20 protein-coding genes and 1 pseudogene are annotated in these 21684 nt (G+C 66.2%); 12 read left to right on the top strand and 9 right to left on the bottom strand.

Features of this window, described 5'->3' with window-relative positions:
* Positions 1-135 precede the first annotated feature (135 nt).
* On the bottom strand, positions 136-1533 hold the full coding sequence (locus VML93_RS32470; protein ID WP_325616997.1) for a DUF2252 domain-containing protein: 1398 nt from the start codon (positions 1531-1533) through the stop codon (positions 136-138).
* Between the two features lie 119 nt (positions 1534-1652).
* On the opposite strand from VML93_RS32470, the gene VML93_RS32465 reads away from it, so the two are divergent.
* Positions 1653-2735 carry a sulfate ABC transporter substrate-binding protein gene (locus VML93_RS32465; RefSeq protein ID WP_325616995.1) on the top strand — a complete coding sequence of 361 codons (1083 nt, stop codon included), beginning with the start codon at positions 1653-1655 and terminating at the stop codon, positions 2733-2735.
* Positions 2736-2738: 3 nt separating this feature from the next.
* Positions 2739-4496 carry a SulP family inorganic anion transporter gene (locus VML93_RS32460; RefSeq protein WP_325616993.1) on the top strand — a complete coding sequence of 586 codons (1758 nt, stop codon included), beginning with the start codon at positions 2739-2741 and terminating at the stop codon, positions 4494-4496.
* A 5-nt stretch (positions 4497-4501) separates the two neighbouring features.
* On the opposite strand, the gene VML93_RS32455 is transcribed toward VML93_RS32460, so the two are convergent.
* The 3 genes from VML93_RS32455 to VML93_RS32445 all read right to left on the bottom strand — a co-directional run bounded on the left by VML93_RS32455 (position 4502) and on the right by VML93_RS32445 (position 9877).
* Positions 4502-5317 carry an SDR family oxidoreductase gene (locus tag VML93_RS32455; protein WP_325617005.1) on the bottom strand — a complete coding sequence of 272 codons (816 nt, stop codon included), beginning with the start codon at positions 5315-5317 and terminating at the stop codon, positions 4502-4504.
* A gap of 2 nt (positions 5318-5319) precedes the next feature.
* Complete coding sequence (locus VML93_RS32450) at positions 5320-8502, bottom strand: adenylate/guanylate cyclase domain-containing protein (RefSeq protein ID WP_325616991.1); 3183 nt, start codon at positions 8500-8502, stop codon at positions 5320-5322.
* A gap of 67 nt (positions 8503-8569) precedes the next feature.
* Positions 8570-9877 (bottom strand): sodium:proton exchanger, encoded by a 1308-nt coding sequence (locus tag VML93_RS32445; protein WP_325616989.1) that lies wholly within the window; start codon positions 9875-9877, stop codon positions 8570-8572.
* 361 nt (positions 9878-10238) lie between these two features.
* Here VML93_RS32445 and VML93_RS32440 point away from each other — a divergent pair, with 361 nt between their 5' ends.
* A complete protein-coding gene (locus tag VML93_RS32440) occupies positions 10239-10601 on the top strand; it encodes a hypothetical protein (RefSeq protein WP_325616987.1) in 363 nt (120 codons plus the stop codon).
* On the opposite strand, the gene VML93_RS32435 is transcribed toward VML93_RS32440, so the two are convergent.
* The 3 genes from VML93_RS32435 to VML93_RS32425 are packed head-to-tail and all read right to left on the bottom strand — an operon-like array spanning position 10598 to position 12873.
* Positions 10598-11416: an SDR family NAD(P)-dependent oxidoreductase gene (locus tag VML93_RS32435; RefSeq protein WP_325616986.1), complete on the bottom strand. Its 819-nt coding sequence runs from the start codon at positions 11414-11416 to the stop codon at positions 10598-10600. The two genes, VML93_RS32440 and VML93_RS32435, sit on opposite strands and share 4 nt — an antisense overlap.
* Before the next feature lie 9 nt (positions 11417-11425).
* Positions 11426-11836: a nuclear transport factor 2 family protein gene (locus VML93_RS32430; RefSeq protein ID WP_325616984.1), complete on the bottom strand. Its 411-nt coding sequence runs from the start codon at positions 11834-11836 to the stop codon at positions 11426-11428.
* Positions 11833-12873, bottom strand: a complete 1041-nt coding sequence (locus VML93_RS32425) for a zinc-binding dehydrogenase (protein ID WP_325617003.1) — start codon at positions 12871-12873, stop codon at positions 11833-11835. The genes VML93_RS32430 and VML93_RS32425 overlap by 4 nt, the downstream gene beginning before the upstream one ends.
* Positions 12874-12973: 100 nt before the next feature.
* Here VML93_RS32425 and VML93_RS32420 point away from each other — a divergent pair, with 100 nt between their 5' ends.
* Positions 12974-13867 carry a helix-turn-helix domain-containing protein gene (locus tag VML93_RS32420; protein WP_325617001.1) on the top strand — a complete coding sequence of 298 codons (894 nt, stop codon included), beginning with the start codon at positions 12974-12976 and terminating at the stop codon, positions 13865-13867.
* On the opposite strand, the gene VML93_RS32415 is transcribed toward VML93_RS32420, so the two are convergent.
* Both VML93_RS32415 and VML93_RS32410 read right to left on the bottom strand, forming a co-directional pair.
* The gene (locus VML93_RS32415; protein ID WP_325616982.1) at positions 13864-14283 is read right to left on the bottom strand and encodes a DUF302 domain-containing protein; all 420 of its coding nucleotides are present in this window, start codon (positions 14281-14283) and stop codon (positions 13864-13866) included. The genes VML93_RS32420 and VML93_RS32415 overlap by 4 nt on opposite strands.
* A 21-nt stretch (positions 14284-14304) precedes the next feature.
* The gene (locus VML93_RS32410; RefSeq protein ID WP_414686507.1) at positions 14305-14553 is read right to left on the bottom strand and encodes a metal-sensitive transcriptional regulator; all 249 of its coding nucleotides are present in this window, start codon (positions 14551-14553) and stop codon (positions 14305-14307) included.
* 115 nt (positions 14554-14668) lie between these two features.
* On the opposite strand from VML93_RS32410, the pseudogene VML93_RS32405 reads away from it, so the two are divergent.
* From VML93_RS32405 to VML93_RS32370, 8 genes and pseudogenes are all read left to right on the top strand, one after another.
* Positions 14669-14848 (top strand): annotated as a pseudogene (locus tag VML93_RS32405) (LysR family transcriptional regulator); the annotation flags it as partial.
* A gap of 418 nt (positions 14849-15266) precedes the next feature.
* Positions 15267-15680 (top strand): hypothetical protein, encoded by a 414-nt coding sequence (locus VML93_RS32400; RefSeq protein ID WP_325617007.1) that lies wholly within the window; start codon positions 15267-15269, stop codon positions 15678-15680.
* 89 nt (positions 15681-15769) lie between these two features.
* Positions 15770-17158, top strand: a complete 1389-nt coding sequence (locus VML93_RS32395; RefSeq protein WP_325616999.1) for an MmgE/PrpD family protein — start codon at positions 15770-15772, stop codon at positions 17156-17158.
* A gap of 59 nt (positions 17159-17217) precedes the next feature.
* A complete protein-coding gene (locus tag VML93_RS32390) occupies positions 17218-17982 on the top strand; it encodes a DUF2127 domain-containing protein (RefSeq protein WP_325616978.1) in 765 nt (254 codons plus the stop codon).
* A gap of 9 nt (positions 17983-17991) precedes the next feature.
* Positions 17992-18849, top strand: coding sequence for an SDR family oxidoreductase (locus tag VML93_RS32385; RefSeq protein ID WP_325616976.1), 858 nt, complete (start codon positions 17992-17994; stop codon positions 18847-18849).
* Between the two features lie 91 nt (positions 18850-18940).
* A complete protein-coding gene (locus VML93_RS32380) occupies positions 18941-19456 on the top strand; it encodes a PaaI family thioesterase (RefSeq protein WP_325616974.1) in 516 nt (171 codons plus the stop codon).
* Positions 19457-19514: 58 nt separating this feature from the next.
* The gene (locus VML93_RS32375; protein WP_325616972.1) at positions 19515-21197 is read left to right on the top strand and encodes a PE-PPE domain-containing protein; all 1683 of its coding nucleotides are present in this window, start codon (positions 19515-19517) and stop codon (positions 21195-21197) included.
* Between the two features lie 37 nt (positions 21198-21234).
* Positions 21235-21684: helix-turn-helix domain-containing protein (locus VML93_RS32370; protein ID WP_325616970.1), on the top strand; the 450-nt coding region annotated here is incomplete at its 3' end.

The raw sequence follows: 21684 nt of genomic DNA, 5'->3' as shown, positions 1-21684 counted from the left end.
CAAAAGCCGGTCATCGGACCGGTTCCGGATGAGCAGCAGGGCGAGGCGATCGCCTTCGACGACGACGGTCTGGGTTATGTGACGACCAGCGAGGGAACGAACCAATACCTCCACGAATACCGTGCGCCGTAAGCGTTAGCGGGCCGGATCGTCGGCTACCTCGACCTCGCCGGCCGCGGCCGCTTTCTGCAGTTGGTGAAAGTCGTCGAGCGACTTGTCGGCATAGGTGTAGGACCACTCGATCGCCGCTGCGTGCAGGGTGTCATTGGTGCCCACGTAGCCGCGCAGTATCGACGCGTTGGCACTCTGCGAGTGCGCCCGGGCCAGCAGCATCGCGCACACGGAGACGTACTCGCTGAACGTGGAAGGCGACATGCCCTCGATTTCGACGCTGCCCTTCATGTCGTGAAACTGACGCACGTAGTAGTCGCGCCCGTCCTTGCGGGTGGTCCCGAGGAACACATCCGACATGGCCTGCAGGATCAACTGGCCATCGACGACACGCACGCCCTGGCCGTGCGCCGCGACGGCCGCGGTCAGGGCGTCTGGCTGGCGCCAGCCGCCGTATTCCTCGAGCACCGATCGAGTGGCCTCTTTGATCTGCAGGATCAGCGGTGTTCCGTTGGGGCCGACCAGGATTACCAAATAGCAACGGGTGCCGACGCTGCCGACGCCAACCACCCGTAGCGCGACGTCGGTGGCGCGAAAGTGTGACAGCAGCAGCGCAATGTCAGCCGGGACCGTGGTCAGATACTCGTCGATCGACTCCACCAACGGGGCTTCGATCTCCTCGTCGACGTGCTGCAGAACCGGCGGCGCTTCACGCAGGCGCGGGGTCCCGTCCGGCCCAGTCTCCATGATCTGCCTGAAGACTCGCGCCGAGGTGCGCTTGCGCGCCTCGGCGGTGGTCCGCTCGATCACGGCGCGCATCTCCTTGGATACTTCGCCGGTGTAGTGCTCCGGCTCCATGCGCAGGTAGTAACGGCTCAGGACGTCCATTTCCAGGGTCGCCTCCAGCGCCGTTTGGTAGGCCACCACCGCCTCTTCGACGCAGCGGCGGACGGCCTCGGCGGGATAGGCGGCATGGCGGCCGCCGACGATCGCGCTGGTGATCAGGCGTTTGACGTCCCACTCGGCCGGCGCGACGGCCGCCTCGTCAAAATCGGTGAGGTCGAACACTATTGAGCGATGCGGAGCCGCGTACAGGCCGAAGTTGCAGACGTGTGCGTCGCCGCAGCACAGGATCTCTATGCCGCTCGACGGACTTGCGGCGAGGTCGGCGGCCATCACCGCGGCCGACCCCCGGTAGAACGAGAACGGGTCGGCGAGCATCCGGGCGAAGCGTAGTGGGACGAGTTCGGGCAGCCGGTCGGCATTTTGGGCGACGAGTATCTCGATGGCCGATCGCGGCGAGGGCGTCAGCTGAGCGAGCGACCGTCGTGGCACCGTCTTGCGCAGTGCCCGTCCACGTGCCTCGTCCTCGCCCGGGACTTCCAGATCGATCAGGCGTTCACGCAACACGCGTTGCGGCATCTGATCATCATAGGCATCCCGTACCTACTTAACTTCAGGTTGATTTTCATGGCTGTCCCCAGGTTGCGAGGCCGTTAATATCGTCGAAATCTGAGAGATCGCGGTGAGGGGACGCCTGGATGGTCGAAGCGCGTCCGGCGCTGCAGCGTCTGCATACCCTGCCGCGCCTTCCCTGGCTCAACATTCTTGGAGTCGTGGCCATCGTCGTGGCCGCCACCGCGATCGCGGTCAAGAACCTTCCCGCCGACGGGTCCAACCGGATCCTCAACGTCTCCTACGACCCGACGCGCGAGCTGTACGCGGCGCTGGACCCGGCATTCGTCACGCAGTACCGCACCCACACCGGAACCAGCCTGGACATCCAGCAATCGCACGGCGGCTCCGGGCGGCAACTGGCCGGCGTCCTCGATGGCAGCCAGAAAGCCGACGTGGTGTCGCTGGCACTGATCAGCGACATCGACACGCTCAGCAAGCGGGGGCTCGTCGCCCCCAATTGGCGACAGCGTCTGCCGAACAACTCGGTTCCCTACACGTCGACCATCGTGTTCGTCGTCCGCAAGGGCAACCCCAGAGGGATCCAGGACTGGCCCGACCTGATCAAAGACGACGTCGCGGTCGTGACACCCAACCCGCGCAGCTCGGGCAACGGCCAACTGAGCATCCTCGCCGCGTGGGGTTCGGTCACCACCCGCGGTGGCGATCATGCCCAGGCCGTCGACTATGTGCGGGCGCTCTTGCGTCACGTCACCGCCTCCGACGCAGGCGCGCGGGGAGCCGCGACCAGTTTCGCCGTTCAGAAGGTCGGCGACGTCCAGTTGACCTGGGAGAACGAGGCGCTGCGGGAGGTAGCGTCCAACAAGGACGAGCTCCAACTCGTGTATCCACCGGTCAGCATCCTCGCCGAGCCGGCGGTGGCCTGGGTCGACGCCAACGTCACGGACTCCAAGAAGGCTTCCTACGCCAAGGCCTACCTCAACTACTTGTTCAGCGACCCCGCCCAAGAGCAGCTGGCCCAATTCGGCTATCGGCCGGTCAAGCCCCAAATCCTGGCCAAACACGCCGATCGGCTGCCCCCGCTGACGCTCTTCCCGATCACCGCCATCGCCAGGGACTGGGGCGAAGCGCGCCAGCAATTCTTCGGCGACAACGGAATCCTGGACGCGATCTCAGCGCCGGCGCGCGCGTTGGCGCCGGGGACATAGCGGATGGCTCGCGTTCTGAATTACGACTTCGCTCTGAATTACGACCTCGTGAAAGGTCGGCACGATGTGGTCGCCGGCCTCACCGTCGCCGCCATCTCGTTCCCGCAAGCGATGGCTTATGCGCTGATCGCCGGAGTCGATCCCCGCTTCGGTGTCTACTCGGCGATCGTGGTGACGATTGTCGCCTCGATCTTCGGCTCGTCGTCGCATCTGATCAACGGGCCGACCAGCGCCATATCGCTGCTCGTCTTCGCCGGCCTGGCGTTCATCGATTCGGAGAACACGACAGAACTGTTCGAGGCGCTATTCCTGCTGGGCGTGCTCGTCGGAGCGATTCAGATCGTGATCAGTATGTTCAAGCTCGGCAACCTGACTCGCTACATTTCCGAATCCGTCATCATCGGCTTCATGGCGGCCGCCGCGTTCCTGCTTGCGGTGGGACAGCTGGGCAACGCATTGGGCCTGCGCGACAAGGGCAACGGCCACATGCAGGTGTTGCGCCGGGTATGGCTCACCTTGTTTAACGGCGACGCGGTCAACTACCGCGCCCTGGTGCTCAGCGGTGCTGCGGTGCTGCTGGCGGTCGTGCTGCGCCGCCTCGTGCAACGGTTCGGCTGGCCGCAGGTCGACATGCTTGCCGTGTTGGTCATCACCGCGCTGATCGCCTATCTCGCGGGGTGGTCGGTTCCAGGCGCGGGCGGCCACACCGCGGTGGCGGTGGCCGCAAAGATCCCACGGAGCCTACCCACCCCGCACATCCCCGAGGTGCACACCAGCTGGCTGCCCGAGCTGTCGGAGGGCGCGCTGGCCATCGCTTTCGTCGGCATCATCGAGGCGCTGTCGATCGCCAAAGCCATTGCGCACCAGACCCAGCAGAAGATCGACTACAACCGGCAGATCATGGCCGAAGGCCTGGCCAACCTCACCGGCGGCTTCTTCCAGAGCCTGCCGGGCTCGGGATCGCTGTCGCGATCGGCGATCAACCACCAGTCCGGTGCCGCGACACGATTCTCCGGGATCGTCTCGGCCGCAACGGTCGCCGCCGCGCTGCTGCTGTTCGCGCCGTTACTGCGGTACGTTCCGCAGCCCGCGCTGGCCGGGCTGCTGCTCGTCACCGCCGCACGACTGGTCGATTTCAAGCGCCTCGTCTATACCTTGAAAGCCTCGCGCTATGACGCAGGTTTGGTGCTTGTCACCGCCTTTACCGGGATCGCGATCGACCTCGACAAAGCCGTGCTGCTCGGGGTAATCCTGTCGATTCTGTTGTTCGTCCCACGGGCGGCGAAGTTGAAGGCCACCGAACTCGTCGTCACGCCCGAACGCGTGGTCCGCGAACGCATTCCGGGCGATCCTTCGGACCCGAACACCGTCATCTATGACCTGGAAGGCGAGCTGTTCTTCGGGGCCGCACCGGAATTGGATCGCCACCTGGGTGCGCTCAACGAGCGGATCGGGGCCGAAGACCAGGGCAAGACCGTGGTCCTGCGGCTCAAACGCGTTCGCCATCCCGATGTGGTGTGCATCGAGCGGATCGAGCACTTCCTGCGCGAACTGACCGACCGTGGCGTGACCGTCCTGCTGGCCGGAGTGCGCCCGGATACGGCTGCGGTGCTGCAAAACGTCGGGTTTTATCGCTGGTTCCCCGCCGAACATGTTTTCCCCGAAGAGGACAAGGAATTTTCGGCGACGCTCAAGGCGGTGCGGTACGCCCACTCGAAGACCGATCGCGCTGACGAACCGGACCTCTACTACCTGGTGTGACTCGGTCAGGGATTGCCGGCCTTCACCGCAGCGATGACGCCGCCGTCGACCAGCAGGTCGGTCCCGGTGATGAAGGTTGCGTCGGGGCCGAGCAGGAAGGCGGTCGCCGCGGCGATATCGTCGGGGGTTCCGGTGCGGCCGGTGCCGGACATCGCGACCATTGCCCGCATGCCGTCACCGAGCGGGGAGGCCAGTTCTTGCTGCCCCATCGGGGTGGAGATGATGCCGGGACTGATGGAGTTGATTCTGGCCCCCCGCCGGCCCCACTGCGCGCTGGCGGCACGGACTCGAATATGGTTGGCCTGCTTGGCGATTGGATACGCGAAAGCCGGCTCCGTGATACTGCTGATGAAGTCGAGTTGCAGCAGTTCGCCGGGCGGGTTGTGTGCCAGCGCATGCTCTTTTTCCGTGCTGAGTGGGGGAAGCATGTGGCCGGCCATGCTGGCGATCACCACACCCGCGCCGCCCGGCGCGACGATTTCACCGAAATCCTGCAGCACCAGCGCCACGCCGAGTAGGTCCACGGCCAGGATCGCCTCGGCGGAGGCCTGCGACGGGGACAACCCGGCGGTGTGTGCCACCTGCGTGACGCTGCCGAGTGACGCCGCGTACTCGGCCAACCCGTGAACGGACTCCGGTGCCGAGACGTCGACGACGCGGCTTTCGACGTGATGGCCTTCCGCGGACAGCGATTCGGCCACCGACGTCAGCGTCTCTTCGTTGTAGTCGGCCAGCAGCACCGTTTTGCCCGAACCCAGCCGACGGGCGATCGCCTGGCCCATGCCGCCTACGCCGATGACCGCCAACACCTCTCGGACCACTGTCACTCCATTTCCGACGCCCAGGCGATATGTCCGTCAAAGCCAAGCGATTTCGCCATTGCACGATAACGGTCGCGATAGTCGCGATACTCGGTCCGGTCGCCATGAGCCTGCGCCATTAGGGCGCACATCCGCAGCAGCCACAGGTCGTGCATGACGAACCCGGGCACCGTGGGCACCGCGACCAGCCGGTCGATGGCCGCCTGCGCCTCCTGAAGGTCTGCTGGTCCACCTCTGCGCAGCAGCGCGCTGACCAGACTGGCGGTGGTCCTGCCGCGAACGATCATGTCGCCGCAGGAGTACACCTGCGCCACGGCAGCGCGCAACAGTTCGATGGCGCCGTCGACATCGCCGGCGCGGACCATTTCGTCCGCGCGCCAGGTGTCGATGACCGCGGTCACCACCAGCGTGAAGCGTTCTTGCGCAGCGGCTTCCCGCGCCGCGGCAAGCACCGTGAACGCTTCTTCGTGGGGACCGTCGTGTGCTACCAGCGCCAGGCCGCGCACGTATCGGGCGCATGCCAGCGTGAAATCGTCGCCCGATCGCTCCGCGATCTCGAGCATCTCGGCCGTCTCCTGCAGCGCTGCCTCGTCCGGCAGCCACACCCCGTTGGTCAACAGCATGTATTTGTAGAGCAGCCCCAGCACACGCAACGTCGGGTCGAATCCGCGTGCCATCGTCAGGGCCTGGTCGACGTCGTCTCTCCAGCCCCGGTCACCGAGGAAGCATCGGGCAGCGCCCCGCAGCATGATCGCGGTCAGCAACGGGGAGCTGAGGATGAAATTTCCCTTGGTTGCGTCACCGTCGGCGAGCTCGATCATCCGCTCCGCCAGCTGCATGACTTCGGTCATCTGGCCGCTCTCGAACTTGGCGCCGAGTGCGCCGTAGAGCAGCCCGAGGGTGAGCGTCGGGTCGCCCACCGATTCGAGCAGGTTGGCCAGCTCGGAAGCCAATTCCGATGCTTGGTCGAATCGGGAGTGGGTAACCAGCGCCATCAGCCAACCGGTCATCCCCATCGCCAGCGACACCTTGTCGCCGGTGGCGCCGGCCAAGTCGCGCAGCTCGTCGAACCCGGTGTCGGCGATGCTGCCGCCGGCGAGCCAGGCGCTGGCGCACAGCAACGTTCGCGGAGCGATCCGCATCAGGGCGCAATCCGGGTCTGCCTCGGGAATCTGATCCGCGACGGATCGGGCGTGCTGCCAGCTGGCGCGTGCCCCGGTGATGTTGCGGTGGATCAGCCAGCCGCCCGCGCGCATGTGCCAGCTGAACGCGCCGCGGAGGTCCCCTGCGGATTTGAGGTGTTCGGCTATCAAAGCGGCGTTCTCGTCCGGCGATTCGCGTTGTTCGATCGCGGTGGCCAGTCGCCGGTGTAGCTCGGCGCGGTCGGATTTCAGCTGCGATTCGTAGGCCACGGCGCGAATCAGCGGATGCCGGAACGCATATTCCACCGTCGGGGTGAACCCGACCTGGTCGATCAGCTCAACGTTGACCAACTCGTCGACGACCGGGTCGATCCCCAGCGCGGCCACCAGCTCGGGGCTGAACCGCGATCCGATGACCGCCGCGGCGTTCAAGGTGCGTTTGGCCGGGAAGCTGAGGCGGTCCACGCGCGCGGCGATGGCCGCCTGCAGGGTGGCCGGCACACTGGCTACCACCTGCGACAAGGGCACCTCACCGTCGAGTTGGTAGCGGCCCTGCGCGCCGCGGATGGTCCCGCGTTCGGAGAGGTCGCGCACGATCTCCTCGGCGAAAAACGGGTTGCCCGCGGCACGTTCGGCGATCACGTCCGTCAGCCCGTGCACCGACGGGTCGGTGCCGAGCAGCTCAGCGATCAGCGTTGTGGTCTGCGCGTTGTTCAGCGGCCGCAGAGCGATCGTCTGGGTGCCGGGGATGGTCGCCAGCACGCCGCGGTATTCCGGACGGTAGGTGATCAGCACCATTGACCGGGTTTGCGGGATCACCGCCAAGAAGTCGGCCAGCATCGACTCGCTGACCTCGTCGATCCAATGGACGTCCTCGATCACATACAGGGCCGCGTCGCGGCGGCCCACCGCGGCGGCGTTGACCAGTGCGGTCAGCCGCCTGCGCCGGGCGTCGGCCTCGATGGTAGGCAGTTCGACGTCGGGGTCGGCGATGCCGAGCAAGTCGTCGAGCAGCAGCAGATCTTCGGGGTCGGCGCCGGAGACCCGTTCGCGGATCTGCGCCCGCGCGCCCGCGTCGTCGAGGCAATCGACGCGCAAAGCGGCGCGCAGCAGGCCGGTCACCGCCCGAAAGGGGATGTCGCTGGTGTGGGATTCGCAATACGTGGAGAACACCTTTACGCCGCGGCCCGCAGCCAGCGCCGCCAATTCGCGAACGATGCGGCTCTTGCCGATACCCGGCGGCCCAAGGACACCGATGACGCATCCGGCCCCGGTGATCGCCTCCTCGAGTATCGCGGTGATAGTGCCGAGCTCCCAGGTTCGCCCGACCAGTCGTTGGTCGCTGCGCCGGCGATGTTCACCGTCGACTGCCGTCGCGATCAGGCGACGGGCGGATACCGGGTCGCTGGCGCCCTTGATGTGCACCAGCTCCGGTTCGCCCAGCACCGTGGCATCCGCGACCAGCCGCGCGGTTGACTCGCTGAGCATCACCCCGCCGGGCGGCGCCACCGATTCCATCCGCTGGGCCATCCCCACCTGCTCGCCGATTGCGGTGTAACCCAAAGCGCCGGAACCGATTTCGCCGGCGATCACCTGGCCCGAATTCAGACCCACTCGAAGCTGCAGGTTCACACTGTCTCGGCGGGCGACCTCAGCCGCGACGCGGTTGGCCTCGTCCTGGATGGCCAGCGCCGCCAGGCAGGCACGAAAAGCGTGGTCCTCCAAGGCAACCGGTGCGCCGAATACCGCCATGATCCCGTCGCCGGTGAATTTGTCCACTGTGCCCCCGAACCGGTGCACCACCGCAGACACCGCCCCGACCAGTTCGGTCATGATCTCGCGCAACCGCTCCGCACCCAGCGCCGCGGCGATGTCCATCGATTGCACGACATCGGCGAACAGCACCGTCACCTGCTTGTACTCCGCCGGTGGGGCCGACGCCGCGATCGGTGACCCGCACTCGTCGCAGAACTTCGCGGTAGCGCGCACGGCCGTGCCGCATGTCGCGCACGCCAATTGTGCTTCGAAACCTGCTGCGGTCACGCAGCGCCGCCGATCCGGGGTCGCACAACGCCAAGGATAGGTGGCTCGCTAGGAGGGCGGGCGCGGACTAGGCGGCAAGTCGAGGAACGTCGGGTGGCTGCTGCGGGTGACCGCCATGCCGGATCGCTGTCCCGACGAACGGCGCCTGGACGGTTGCGGCCAGATGGCGGCGGTTGATGATCAGCCCGGCGACGGCCACCGCGGCGTAGCTGCCGCACAGCAGCAGCCGCCCGTGGGTCGAGGTGATCGGAAACTGGACGACAAACATTGCCAGCAACGCCCACGCGCTGGACCGATGGAACCGCAGCGCCAGGATCAGTGCCACACCCATCAGGGTTTGCGTTGCTGTGAGCAGCACTTCCTCGATCTGACGGGAGTCGAGCGTCAGGGAGGACCCGCCGCCGCCCAGCAGGTGGGCAACCGGCAACGATCCGATCAGCAACGTCCACTGGTTGACCTTGGACGAGATCAGCGTGGCGATGGCCGCCGTCCCTTTGCCGCGGGCGGCGAAGATGGTCGCGACGATGAACTCGGGGGCCTCGGAGGCCAGCGGGGCCAGCCACTGCACCAGCAAGAACCGGTCGATGCCCAGCTCGGTCCCGGCGGCGACCAGGTTGTCCGCGAACGGCTTGGCGCACAGCAGGATCACCAGACCGGAGGTCGCGAACAGACCGAACACGGCGATGCGCCGGATGCGGTCGGGCAGCTCCGCCAAGGCGGCGGCGGTACCGATCAGGTCGGGTTCTTCCACGTCGCCGTGGCTGACCTTGTACAGGTAGAAGCCGAACCAGGCCAGCAGTGCCAACCCCAGCGCCAGGTGGATCTGGCCGTTGAGAGGTATCACGAACGCGGCCACCCCGGCGATCAGCAGGAACCCGAGCTCGACGCGGTTGGCCGGTTCCAGCGCCAAACCGGCCTTCCCGCCGCTGCCGACCTTTCGTGCCACAAGCATGCTGACCAGCACCACGACCGGCCAGCCCAGCCCCATCAGCAGCCGGTTGGACCCGGTCATATTGGCCGCGGCGTATTGCGTGTAGTCGGGATTGTGGCCGGACACGTAGGCGTAGTAGAGGTCGACCGCGTATTCGGGCAGCACCGCCACCAGGGCCAGCACCGCGATCGCCAGCCCGCCGGACACGTCGATCTGGGCGGCTTCGGCGGCCCACGCGAGCAAGAAGCTGGCCGACACCACCGCGGCGCCGAAGATCAGCAGGGCGATCACCGGATCCGGATGCAGGCCGGCGATCCGAACCACCACCGCCGGGGTGATGAATGCACCGGTGAACAGCGCCGAACGCGCCAGGGTGCGCCACCGCGGACGGGTTGCCGTCGTCGTGGTCATGACGACGGGCCGGTCTGTGGCGAGCATTGACATCCTTCGACTCGACGATGGCTGGCGATCATTGGTGGCCGCTGCGACGCGCGGCTGGGACGCACCGTTACAAACTACCCGCTGATCGTTACGCTAGCAACGTTGCGGCACTGGCAAGTGTCGGTGGCAATCGGCCTGTCTTTGCTGGTCAGAGTGCTCAATTATAAAAGTTAGGGCCGCCTAATTCGAAACTTTGGCAAACCTGGTTAGGCTTCGCCAACCTATGGAACGCCAACATTCACTAGGACGCTCGACGGCAGTCCGTGGTTCCGCCCGGTGCCCGGCGGATTGCGCCGTGCGGTGCGGTCTGCCGGAGCTTTGGGCTGCGCGGCGTATCGTCCCCGCTAAGCGAAGGTGGATTGACATGCTTATCTGGTCGATCTTGCTCAGTGCCGTGGCGCTGATTTACGGAATCGCTGAGCGGGCGCGACGCAATCGGCTCAACAAGAAGCTGGGTGTTTCGGCCGATTGGGGCAAGTTGCGAATCACCGGAACCGAGTTGATTCAGGGTTACCGAAGGAAGGCCGCACGCTACCCGCTGCGGGGGCTGGAGGCGTGGGTCGAACACGACGGACAGCGGATCCACGTCGTCGTCGAAGGGCGGGACACTTCAGTCGTCGAGAGCAGGTACACGCGTAGCTTTACCAACGTGTTCGGCATGGGGAACGTGGAGCCGAGTGCGCAGGAATTCGTGGCGGCCCTGAATCTGGCCAGCCAGCGGGCTTAGCCAGGGGGGCCCATCGCGGCGGCGGCCGCCTGTGCGAAGAGTTCGACGGTCTGATTGCGGGTCATCGAACTGGTCAGTTGCTGGGCGGCGCGCATGACGTCGCCCACGAACCAGGTCGGGCCGTTGGTCAGATTCTCGAATGCCTCCGCGATCGTGTCGTCCACTGCGGCGGCGCCCGGCGGTACCTCTTCGAGCGAACTGATCTGGCCCCGGCTGTGCTCGATTTCCCGCAGTGCGGGGGTATCGGTCTTACCCAGGATCAGGCCCAGGACGTCCACGCCTTTGTCGTGTAATTCGGTCCACAGCGCTTCGGCGAAGACCATGCCGAACGCCTTGGAGGCACCGTAGGCGACGATGTTGGATCCGCCGGCCAATCCGGCGCCGGACCCGAAGATGACGATTCCGCCGCTGCCTCGCTCGACCATCGCCGGAGCGAAGTGGTGGCATAGCTGCATGGGCACCATGCAGTTGCGTTGCACCATCGACTCGGCGGCCTCGATCGTGTTGTCGAGGAACGGCCGGTAGTCCGGGTCGGCGCCGGCGCAGTACACCAGGAACCCGATCTCGAGGTCGCTGGTCGCATCGGCGATCGTGGCCGCGGCACCGGGCTGGGCCAGATCGACGGCAAGCGTGCGAGTTTGGACCGCCGCCGTCGAGTTGATCTCGGCGGCAACCTGATCCAGCACCGCCCGCCGGCGCGCCAGCAGCACCACGTTGACGCCGCGTTCGGCGAGTCCCTTGGCGAAGGCGGCGCCCAGGCCGTCCGAGGCGCCGGCGACCAGCGCCCAGGGACCGTATTTCGTTGTGAATGTCACCGGTTTCTCCTAGCCGACTGTGGTCAGGTAGACCGTCGTGAAACGGCGGCGGGCAATGCGCCACCCGTCGGCGGTCCGGACGATCTCGTCGTCGTAGAACCCGTTGGCGTTGACGCCGGATTTGTTGTCACCGGCCATGATCAGGCCGTTGATGTAGGTCCGCGCGACCGCTCGGTCGCCGTCGAGTGTGATGGCGATATTGCTCAGCCGGTGCAGCGTGTACCCCGCCAGTGCGTGCGCCTGCTCCATGAATTCGACGACGGCGTCCGCGGTTTGCCAGGTGCCGATCACGCCGTAGTCCACGTCGCACTTGTCGGTGAAAACGGTGCCCAGCAGCGGCCATTCACGCCGGTCGATCGCAGTGGCGTAGCGCACCAGGAGATCGGAAATATCTTGGCGGTCTTCGCGTTCGGTTGTCATGCGTCTCCGTTCGGGTGGACCACGACCCGCGGCGGGCCGTCGGAGCGGCGGGCCATGTCCAGTGCGTCGGGGACTTCGTCAAGGGTGATGATCTTGCCGACGCTGGGCAGCGGGTCCAGGCGTCCCGACGCGATCGCGTCCAGGGTCCCGTACCAGTCCTGTGGGTGTGGGCCACCGCCGAATTGGATTGTGACGCCTTGGCGGGTGGCGGTGGTGATGTCCAGCGTGTCGCCGGTGTACCAGCCGCCCGCGCAGTAGATCCGGGTGGCCATCTCGGCGGATTCGACGATGCTCTGGATCAGGCCGGGGGCGCCGACGCATTCGAAAACGACTGCCGGGCCGGGCAATCCACGTTCGGCGCGAGCTTGGTTGAAGGCGTCGAAGACCGGCTGCTGGGCGGGATCGACCACCATATGCGCGCCGAAGCAGTCACGGGCGAGCTCGCGGCGGTCGGCCTTGTAATCGGCGACGATGATCGGTTCGATGCCGCGGCCGGCCAGGGCGGCGACGGCCGAGAGGCCGATCGCCCCCGCGCCGATGACGATGGCGATCTCACCGGGCTGGATGTTGGCTGAGCGGACGTAGAACTCGCCGACGGCGAACGCATCGGTCAAGGCGGCGGCATCGCTGGAGACATCACCGGTGACCGGCTTGGCCGCCACCTCCGAAACCACCAGCAGCTCACCGAAACTCCCCGGCGCTTCGGGGTGCTGACCGATGATCCGCAGGCCGCCGGCACCGCCGTCGACCAGGCGAACCGGCATGGCCGTCACCCGGGAGCCGACCGCGAACTGATCCGTGCAGCCGGGTCCATGCTCGATGACCTCGCCGACAAACTCGTGGCCGAGCACGATGTCCTGGCCCGGGTCGTACAGCGAGCGGCCGGTGGGATCGTCGATACCGAGATCCGGGTGGTCCATGAAGTGCACATCCGAGGCGCAGATCGCGGTGCTGAGGGTTCGAAGCAATAGCTCCCCGGCACCGGGTGCGGGGTCCGGTGTCTCCCGGACCTGTAGCCGACCGTCTCGCAACACCACAGCGCGCAACGCAACAACCTTCTAGTTTTCTCGAATAATCGATATATAATCTCGAATGTTCGCAATTACTGTAGGAACCGTGGCATGAAGGAGTCAAGCCATTCGCGGATCGTCCTCGGCGCCGACCGCCCGGGTTCTCGACGTTGTCGAGCTCCTCGCACGCTTGGGAAACAGGCAGCTGCGATTCTCCGACATCGTGCGGGAGCTCGATCTCACCCAGGCGACGGCGCACGCGATCCTCAAGACGCTGTGTGACCGCGGTTGGGCCAGCCGCGATCCGGTGGAGAAGACCTTTTCTCTGGGTCCCGCGCTCGCGGTGGTGGCGGCGCGGACCGACACCGCCCGGCCCCTGGCCCATGCGGCTCGTGCTGCGGCGCTTCGGCTTTCCCGAGATTTCGGCTATGCCGGCACGGTCGTCGAGCGATTTGGCGAATCGCTGGTGGTCACCGCCTTCGAGGGTGAGCCGGCCACCGAGCCGTCCGGAATACCGGGCGATCGCATCCCCTATTCCCCGCCGTTCGGCGTGCCGTTCGCGGCCTGGGACACCGACGAGGGGAAGCGGGAGTGGATCCGGCGCGGTGCGGGTAGCAACGTCGATCGGACGCAGCGCCTGGAACAGGTCTTGGCCCGTACGCGCCAGCGCGGATTCGACGTCGACTGGACCACTCCTGCGCTGGCGCAGGCCGCCCAGCTGGTCGTCACCCTGGAAAGCCACGAGATGCCGACGCCGGTGCGCCAGATCATGGACCAACTGCTCGCGGAGTTCACCACCATCGGCTTTCTCTCCGACGACAACCCCGGTCGCAGAAAGCAGCCCGTGGCGACGATCGCCGCGCCGGTTTTCGACCATCGTCAACAGGTCGCCCTGATCGTGGCCCTACATCCGCTCCGCCCCCTGAGCGCAAAGCAGATCCGGGTCATCGGAAAGCGGCTCACCGAGGAAACCGCGGCGATCACAGAGTCACAGCCCGTCGCGGTGGGTCGGGTCGGCTAGCGCGGTTCCTGATTGAGTGCGTCGATTGCGGCTTGCAGCTTGGCGGCGGCCTCGTCGGCGATCTCCTGCAAACCGGGTTGGTCCATCACGCGCACCATCAGTTGCGGGTCCATTGCCTCGACCAGGACCGCACCGCCGTCGTCGGACGGGTCGGCACGCAGCACCACATTGCAGGGCAGCAACTGACCGACCTGGCGGTCCACGTCGAGGGCGCGATGCGCCAGCGACGGGTTACAGGCACCGAGGATCAGGTAGTCCTCCATGTCCTTGCCCACCTTCTGCTTCAGCGTCGCTTTGACGTCGATCGTGGTCAGCACGCCGAAGCCTTGTGACGACAGCGCCTTGGTGGTGCGTTCGACCGCGTCGGCGAACGACGTGTGCAGTGTGGTGCTCAGACCTGTTGTTCCCAATGTCATTGCCAATCCTTTCCGTTCGTGTCAGGCCAGTGCGAGGAACAGCTTCTCCAGCTCGGCCTCGGTCAGCGGCGCAGAATCGCCGTGCTTAGTACCGTTGATGCAATCGCGCAGCCCGGATGCGACGATCTTGAACCCGGCCCGGTCGAGGGCCCTTGAGACCGCCGCGAGTTGCGTTACGACGTCTTTGCAGTTGCGGCCCTGCTCGATCATCGCGATTACGCCGGCGAGTTGTCCCTGAGCGCGACGTAACCGATTGAGCACGGCGGCCATGCTCTCCTCGTCGTTGCTCACTCACTGCCTCCTGCCATTCGCCGCGGGTACCCGCGGGGTATAGACCCCACTGTAGCAGATACCCCTATGGGTATTCTCCGGACCGGGCGATGCTATGCCCCATGGGGTATTGTCGGCGCCACCGCGGGTAGACCGTAAGCTCGGGACGATGGAACTGCGGCAGCTGCGCTATTTCGTCGCGGTCGCCGAGGAGCTGCACTTCGGGCGCGCCGCCCAACGGGTGCACATCTCCGGACCGGCTCTGTCCCAGCAGATCATCGCGCTGGAACGGGAACTGGGGACCGACCTGTTCGTGCGGGACCGGCGCAGCGTGCGGCTGAGCGAAGCCGGACGTTCGTTGCTGGACGACGGGCGCAGGATTCTGTCTCTTGTCGACGACGCCAAGCAGCGGCTGCAACGGGCCGGCGCGCAAAGCACTCCGGTGCGCCTGGGTTACGTCAGCTGGCTGCCCGACGGCCTCAGCGCGGCGCTGGGATCCGCACTGGCGCTGCGCATCGACGAATGGGTGCTCCCGTCGCACACGCAAGCCGACCGCGTCGCCGACGGCACCCTCGACATCGCGCTGGCGTGGATCACCGCCGAACAAGCCGCGGATCGCGGACTTACCGCGCACCTGCTGCGCGCCCGAGCCGCTGCACGCGGTCATTCCCGCCTCGAATTCAGCGGAACCCATTGTGGCACAACGATTACGAGTGCTCGTCGACGCGGACGAGTCGGCGTGGTCGTCGTGGAATCGGTTCGCCGAGGACTTCGCCGCCGACACCGGTGCGCGCATCGTCCGGATCGACGACGGCGGTATCACCGGCGACGCGTTCTACGTGCACGTGCGCAAGATCGGCGCCGCCGTGCTCGCCTCGCCGAAACGCCACACCGCGGCAATCCCACCCAGTCTGGGGCAGCGTCCCGTCACCGACCCGGTTCCGCTGTGGACCTGGTCGTTGTTGCACCGCCACGACGACGATCGGGTCGGTGTACGCGGTGTCGTCGACTCGCTTCTGGCGCTGGCCCGCAGCCACGACTGGCTGGTCCCGCCCGCTGAGCGTTGGTGGATCCCGGCCGGCGATCCGCACCGAGGCGTCCTCGAATCCGGGGCCGGCCTGCGCTAGGAAGTCCGGCCGAGCACAGATAGGACATTGGTCCTGGACGCGGGCCTGTTGTCGCGCTTGAGTCGGAAGGCATGGCGCATAACTATGTTGTGGACGACCTCGCCGGCTTCGTCGTCGGCGCCGGGCAGGCGGATCTGGCCGGGCGGTCGCGGGCGATGTTGAAACGCAACGTGCTTGACAGCATTGCGTGTGCTCTCGGTTCGCTGGACGGCGAGCTCATCGCGGGGATCCGCGAGCACACTGAGCAATTCAGCGGCCGGCCCACGGCAACGCTCGTCGGCGGTGGCCGGGTGTCGGTGGATCAGGCCGCGTTCTTCAACGCGGTTCTGGTGCGCTACCCCGATCTGCTCGACACCTATCTGACGGTCGGCGGACTGTGTCACCCCGCCGACAACTTCGGTGCGATCCTGGCCGTGGCCGAGCACGTCAACGCCGGCGGAGCCGAATTCCTGCTGGCCCTTGCGGTCGCTTACGAAGTGCAATGCCGGTTCAGCGCACAGGTTCCCGTCATGGCCCGCGGGCTCAATCACGCTCTGCAATTGGCGATGTCGGTGGCCGCCGGGTCGGCGAAGCTGCTCGGCCTGGACGCCGGACACACCGCGGACGCCATCGCGGCATCGGCGGTCGACAACATATCCCTGGCAGCCGTGCACGCCGAGCCGGTTTCGAACTGGAAAGGCATCTCCCCGGCCATCACCGGGATGCGCGCTGTCTACACGACGATGCTGGCCGGTCGCGGAGTCACCGGACCCAAGGCGCTGTTCGAGGGCCCGCAGGGTCTGGTGCAGCTCTTTGGCCAGCCGATCGACTTCCACACCGCCGACCGGGCACTGACCGCCGTCGAGCAGACTTACCTCAAGCAGTATTGCTCACTTATCCACGGGCAGGTCATCATTGACGCCGCCCTGGCGATTCGCAGCGACAACAATCTAAGCGGTGACGACGTCGCACGGGTCAGCCTCGAGGTGTTCCAGGGCGCATATGACTTCGCCGGCGGCGGGGTCTACGGCGGCAAGGATCATCCGTGGACGAAGGAGCAGGCCGACTACAACCTCAAGTACCTGAGCGCAGTCGCCTTGCTCGACGGTGCCGTCGGCCCCGAACAGCTTGAGACCGAACGCGTCCGGCGCGCCGACGTCCAGGACCTGCTCGCCCGGGTCGAGGTCACGCCCGCCGCCGACCTCACTGCGGACTATCCGCAACGCACCGCGGCCCGGGTGCGGGTGGTAACCCGCGACGGGCGGGAATTCAGCCGCGAGGAGTCCGATTACGAGGGTTCGCCCACCCGGCCGCTGTCCTGGGAACGCGTGGTGGAGAAATTCCACTGGCTCGCCGAACCCTACTGCGATCAAGACCTGCGCGCTGACATCATCGCCGCGGTCGAACACCTCGATGAACTCCCCGTCGCCGAACTCACCCGGCTCCTCGGCTCGGCGAGCCGCAGCGCCCAGCGTCCACGTCGCAGGACTCGGTTATGACCTGCCGACACCTGCGCGTCCCCCTTGCGCGGCTTACCGTCGGCATTCAATGATCGGCCATGCGCAAAGATCGCGGCATCAACCGGTGGGAGTTGGTTACCTGCGCCCTGGCAGGACATGTCACGTACGCGCCTGACGAGGAGGAACTGGCCGGCCGGCTGAGCGGCGAAACCGGGCTGGGCGAAGTGTGGCGCTGCCTGCGCTGCGGTGAGTTCACGCTCGGCGAGCCGCACGGACGCGGCCGCGCCGATAATGCGCCGATGATCATGCGCGGCAAGGCGTTACGCCAGGCGATCATCGTTCGTACGCTCGCCGTCGAACGCATATTCCGGGCGGTGATCATTGCGCTCGCGGCGTATGCGGTGTGGAAGTTTCGCGGTGCGAAGGGGATGATCCAGGCCACCCTCGACCGCGACCTGCCGATCTTTCGTGCCGCGGGATTCAAGGTCGATCAGCTGACGATCGTGCACGAGCTGGAAAAGGCGCTGGCCGCCAAGCCGTCCACGCTGGCCCTGTTGACGTTGATGCTTGCCGGCTACGCACTACTGGAGGTCGTCGAAGGCGTCGGCCTGTGGTTGCTGAAACGCTGGGGCGAATACTTTGCGGTGATCGCCACGTCGGTCTTCCTGCCGTTGGAGATCCACGACCTGACCAAGGGCATCACGATGACCCGGCTGGTGACCTTCACCATCAACGTGGCCGCGGTGGTCTACCTGCTGGTCTCCAAGCGGCTGTTCGGTTTGCGCGGTGGTCGCAAGGCCTACGACGAGGAACGGCGCGGCGAGCAACTGCTCGACGTCGAGCGCGCAGCCATGGCGGACTGACGCGTTGCCATGAGCACCTATGCGATAACCGGATCCGCGTCCGGGATGGGCCGCGAGACCGCCCAGCGGCTTCGGGATCGGGGACACACGGTGATCGGCGTCGATATCAAGGACACCGACGTCACCGCCGACCTGTCGAGTCCGCGCGGACGCAAAGAGGCTGCCGACGGCGTCCTGGCAGCCTGCGGCGGCAAGCTCGACGGCGCCGTGCTGGCCGCTGGCCTGGGCCCGAGCCCGGGCCGGGATCGACCGCCCATGATCGCGCAGGTCAACTACTTCGGGGTGGTCGAATTGCTCGACGCGTGGCGACCGGCGTTGGCTGCCGCCGGCAACGCCAAGGTCGTCGCCGTGGCCAGCAACTCTGCGACGACGATCCCCGCGGTGCCAGGGCGCGCCGTGCGGGCACTGCTTGCCGGTGACGCTGACAAGGCGGTGCGCGCGGTCAAGGTGTTCGGCAAAGCCGCGCCGGTGATGATGTATGCGGCATCGAAAATCGCTGTCAGCCGGTGGGTTCGGCGGCATGCGGTGCTGCCGGAATGGGCGGGATCGGGGGTGCGGCTCAACGCGCTGGCGCCCGGTGCGATCATGACGCCGCTGCTGCAGGAGCAACTGTCCTCTCCACGAGAGGCCAAAGCGGTCCGGGCATTCCCGATTCCGGTCGGTGGATTCGGCGATGCCGCGCACATGGCCGACTGGATGTGTTTCATGCTGTCCGATGCGGCTGACTTCCTTTGTGGCAGCATCGTTTTCGTCGACGGGGGTACCGACGCGTATTTCCGGCCCAACGACTGGCCGAAGGCCGTGCCGGCCCATCGAATGCTCAGCTATCTGCTCCGGTTCAGAGGCGGGCGCTCGTCATCGGTGTGAGTAAGGCCACAGCTAGCTTGACTCTAGTTTAGTCAGATGTGACGATAGGCCGGAGCGTAGCCAGGTGACTAGACGAGAGGGTGATCGTTCGATGAGTGAAATGCTTTGCGAGACAGTTGATGTCGAACGAACCCGGACCTTTGCTTGGGGAGACCCCGGTATTGCCGCCAGCGCGGCCACGGGCCGCACCGGCCTGGAGCTTCTGCAGGCGATGATTGCCGGGGAGATACCGCAGCCGCCCGTCATGAGCACACTGGGTGCCCGGCTGGAATCGGTCGCGGCTGGTCAGGCGGTGTTCACCATGACGCCGTCGGAGTTTCATTACAACCCGATCGGCTCGGTGCACGGCGGCGTGTACGCCACGCTGCTGGACTCGGCTGCGGCCTGCGCCGTCCACACCCTGCTCCCGGCCGGCGTCGGCTACACCAGCCTCGACCTGTCGGTTCGGTACATCGGGCGGATCACCGTCGACACCGGGCCGGTCAGCTGCACCGGAACGGTCGCCCACCTCGGCCGGCGCACCGCGCTCGCCGAGGCGGTATTGACGAGCCGCAGCGGAAAGCTGCTGGCGACCGCGACCAGCAACTGCCTCATTCTCAACCCGTAACCGACCCCGACGGCGGACAATAGCGACGCCATGTCGCTACCGCGGGCGGGGCGAGCCGATGACGTATCTGTTGGCGCAGCCGCAGTTGATGACAACTGCGGCCCAGGATGTCGCGGCAATAGGTACGGCGATCGACGAAGCCCATGCCGTCGCGGCGGGCCGAACAGCCACTCTGACGGCGGCCGCCGCCGACGAGGTGTCCGCAGCCGCGGCGACGCGCTTCAATGCCTACGCGCGGGAGTATCAGGCGGTCGTTCGGCAGCTGGCAGCGTTTCATGGCGAGTTCGTCCAGGCGTTGGCGGCCGCCGGCAACGCCTATGCGCAGACCGAGGCCGCCGGCCTGGGCGCGCTGACCGCGCCCGGCGCAGCGGCGACCACAGTCGCGGCCAACCCGCCGCCGTTCGTGTTCCCCACGAACTACAGCACCGTGTTCATCTCGGGCAGCGGCAACCCGATCCCTAGCGCGGACTACATGGCGACGGTCCTCGCCACCTATGTCCACCCGAATTTCCCCGGGGGAAGTTTGGCCAACGCGATTGGCCTGTTCACCCCCGCGGGGCTGTATCCGTTGACCGGTACCAAAGTGTTGACTCTCGATGCGTCGGTGGCCCAAGGCGTGACAATCCTCGACAACACCCTGATGGGACCGCAGGGGCTGATCCAGCCCGGCGGTAAACCCGTTGTCGTGCAGGGTATCTCGCAGGGCGCCATCATCGCCTCGCTGGAAATGGAAAAGCTCGCGGCGCTGTCGAGCCCGCCGACTGGAAGTCAGCTCGGCTTCGTGCTGCTGGGTGACCCGATGAATCCCAACGGCGGTATCTTCAAGCGCTTCGCGGGCCTGAGCTTCCCGAGCCTGGGCCAGACGTTCTATGGTGCGACGCCGTCGAACACGCCTTGGCCCACCACGATTTACACGCTCGAATACGACGGCATCGCCGACTGGCCGCGGTATCCGATCGATATCTTCGCCGACCTCAACGCCTTTGCCGGTTTCTACTACGTGCACCCCTTGTATCCGAGTTTGGACCCGGGGGACCTTCCGTTGGGCTACGACTTGGTTCCGCTGTCGACGTCGCTGGGCTACTCCGGAAACACCAGCTACTACATGATCACTATCCCGCATCTGCCGTTGCTGGAACCGGTACGTTCAATTCCATTGGTGGGAAATGCAATCGCTGACCTGGTCGAACCGGATCTGCGGGTACCCGTCAACCTCGGCTACGGCGACCCGGCCTACGGCTACTCGACCGCCCCCGCCGATATACCGACCCAGTTCGGGCTACTGCCGTCGGTCAACCCGCACACTGTGTTGGCCGATCTGGTCAGCGGAACCCAGCAGGGAATCGTCGCTGCCGGCGGTGACCTGAGCAAAGTGCTCTCGGCAGATCCGCTGTCTACTGCTATGCCCCCCGGGCTGACGTCGGGATCGCCGATCGACAACCTCATCGACGCGCTGAAGACGGCGAACACCGACTTCACCGACAGGTTCTCGAACTCGATCGCCAATGCGTACGCGAAGCTGCTCCCGACGGCCGATATCGCCAATGCACTGGTCACCGCCGTCCCGTCCTACGACGTGAACCTGTTCCTGGACGGGGTCCAGCAGATGGTCGACGGCGCCCCCGTTCAGGGCCTGGTCAACGCCGTCGCCATGCCGATCGCCGCCGATGTGGGACTGGTGACGCTGTTGGGCGGTTATGAGCTGTTCGTGCTCACCGGGGCCTGGTATCCACCCAGCTGACTGGTCCTAAGTCAAGTCAGCGCGTAGTATGTCCGGGGTGAACAACGAAGGTGCCGGCGCCATGAATTTGTCGGGTGCGCTCGCCGATCGGGATCGCTGGACCATTGCCGACTGGTGTCCGATGGAGCACGCACTGGAGCTGATCGGGACACATTCAGCCATGGTGCTGCTGCGCGAAGCTTTCTGGGGCGGGCGGCGTTTCGACGATCTGGCGCGCCGCGCCGGGGTGACCGAACAGATCGCGGCCAAGCGACTGCGGCAACTTGTCGACGCCGGGTTGCTGGCCAAGCAGCCCTATCAACAGCCCGGCCAGCGGACCCGCTACGAGTACGTCCTCACCGATCGCGGTCGTGACCTGTTTCCGGTGCTCGTCAGCCTGATCGAGTTCGGTAGGGTGTTGCAGGGTGAGTCCAGCTCGATGGAACTCGTTCACGAAGGCTGTGGAGCGCCCGTCGTTCCCCAGGTGCGTTGCACGGCGGGACATGAC

The sequence above is a fragment of the Mycobacterium sp. genome (genome assembly GCF_035499775.1).
Taxonomy (GTDB): domain Bacteria; phylum Actinomycetota; class Actinomycetes; order Mycobacteriales; family Mycobacteriaceae; genus Mycobacterium.
Note: the sequence above shows the minus strand (reverse complement) of the source record. Positions and strands in the feature narration are given on the sequence as shown.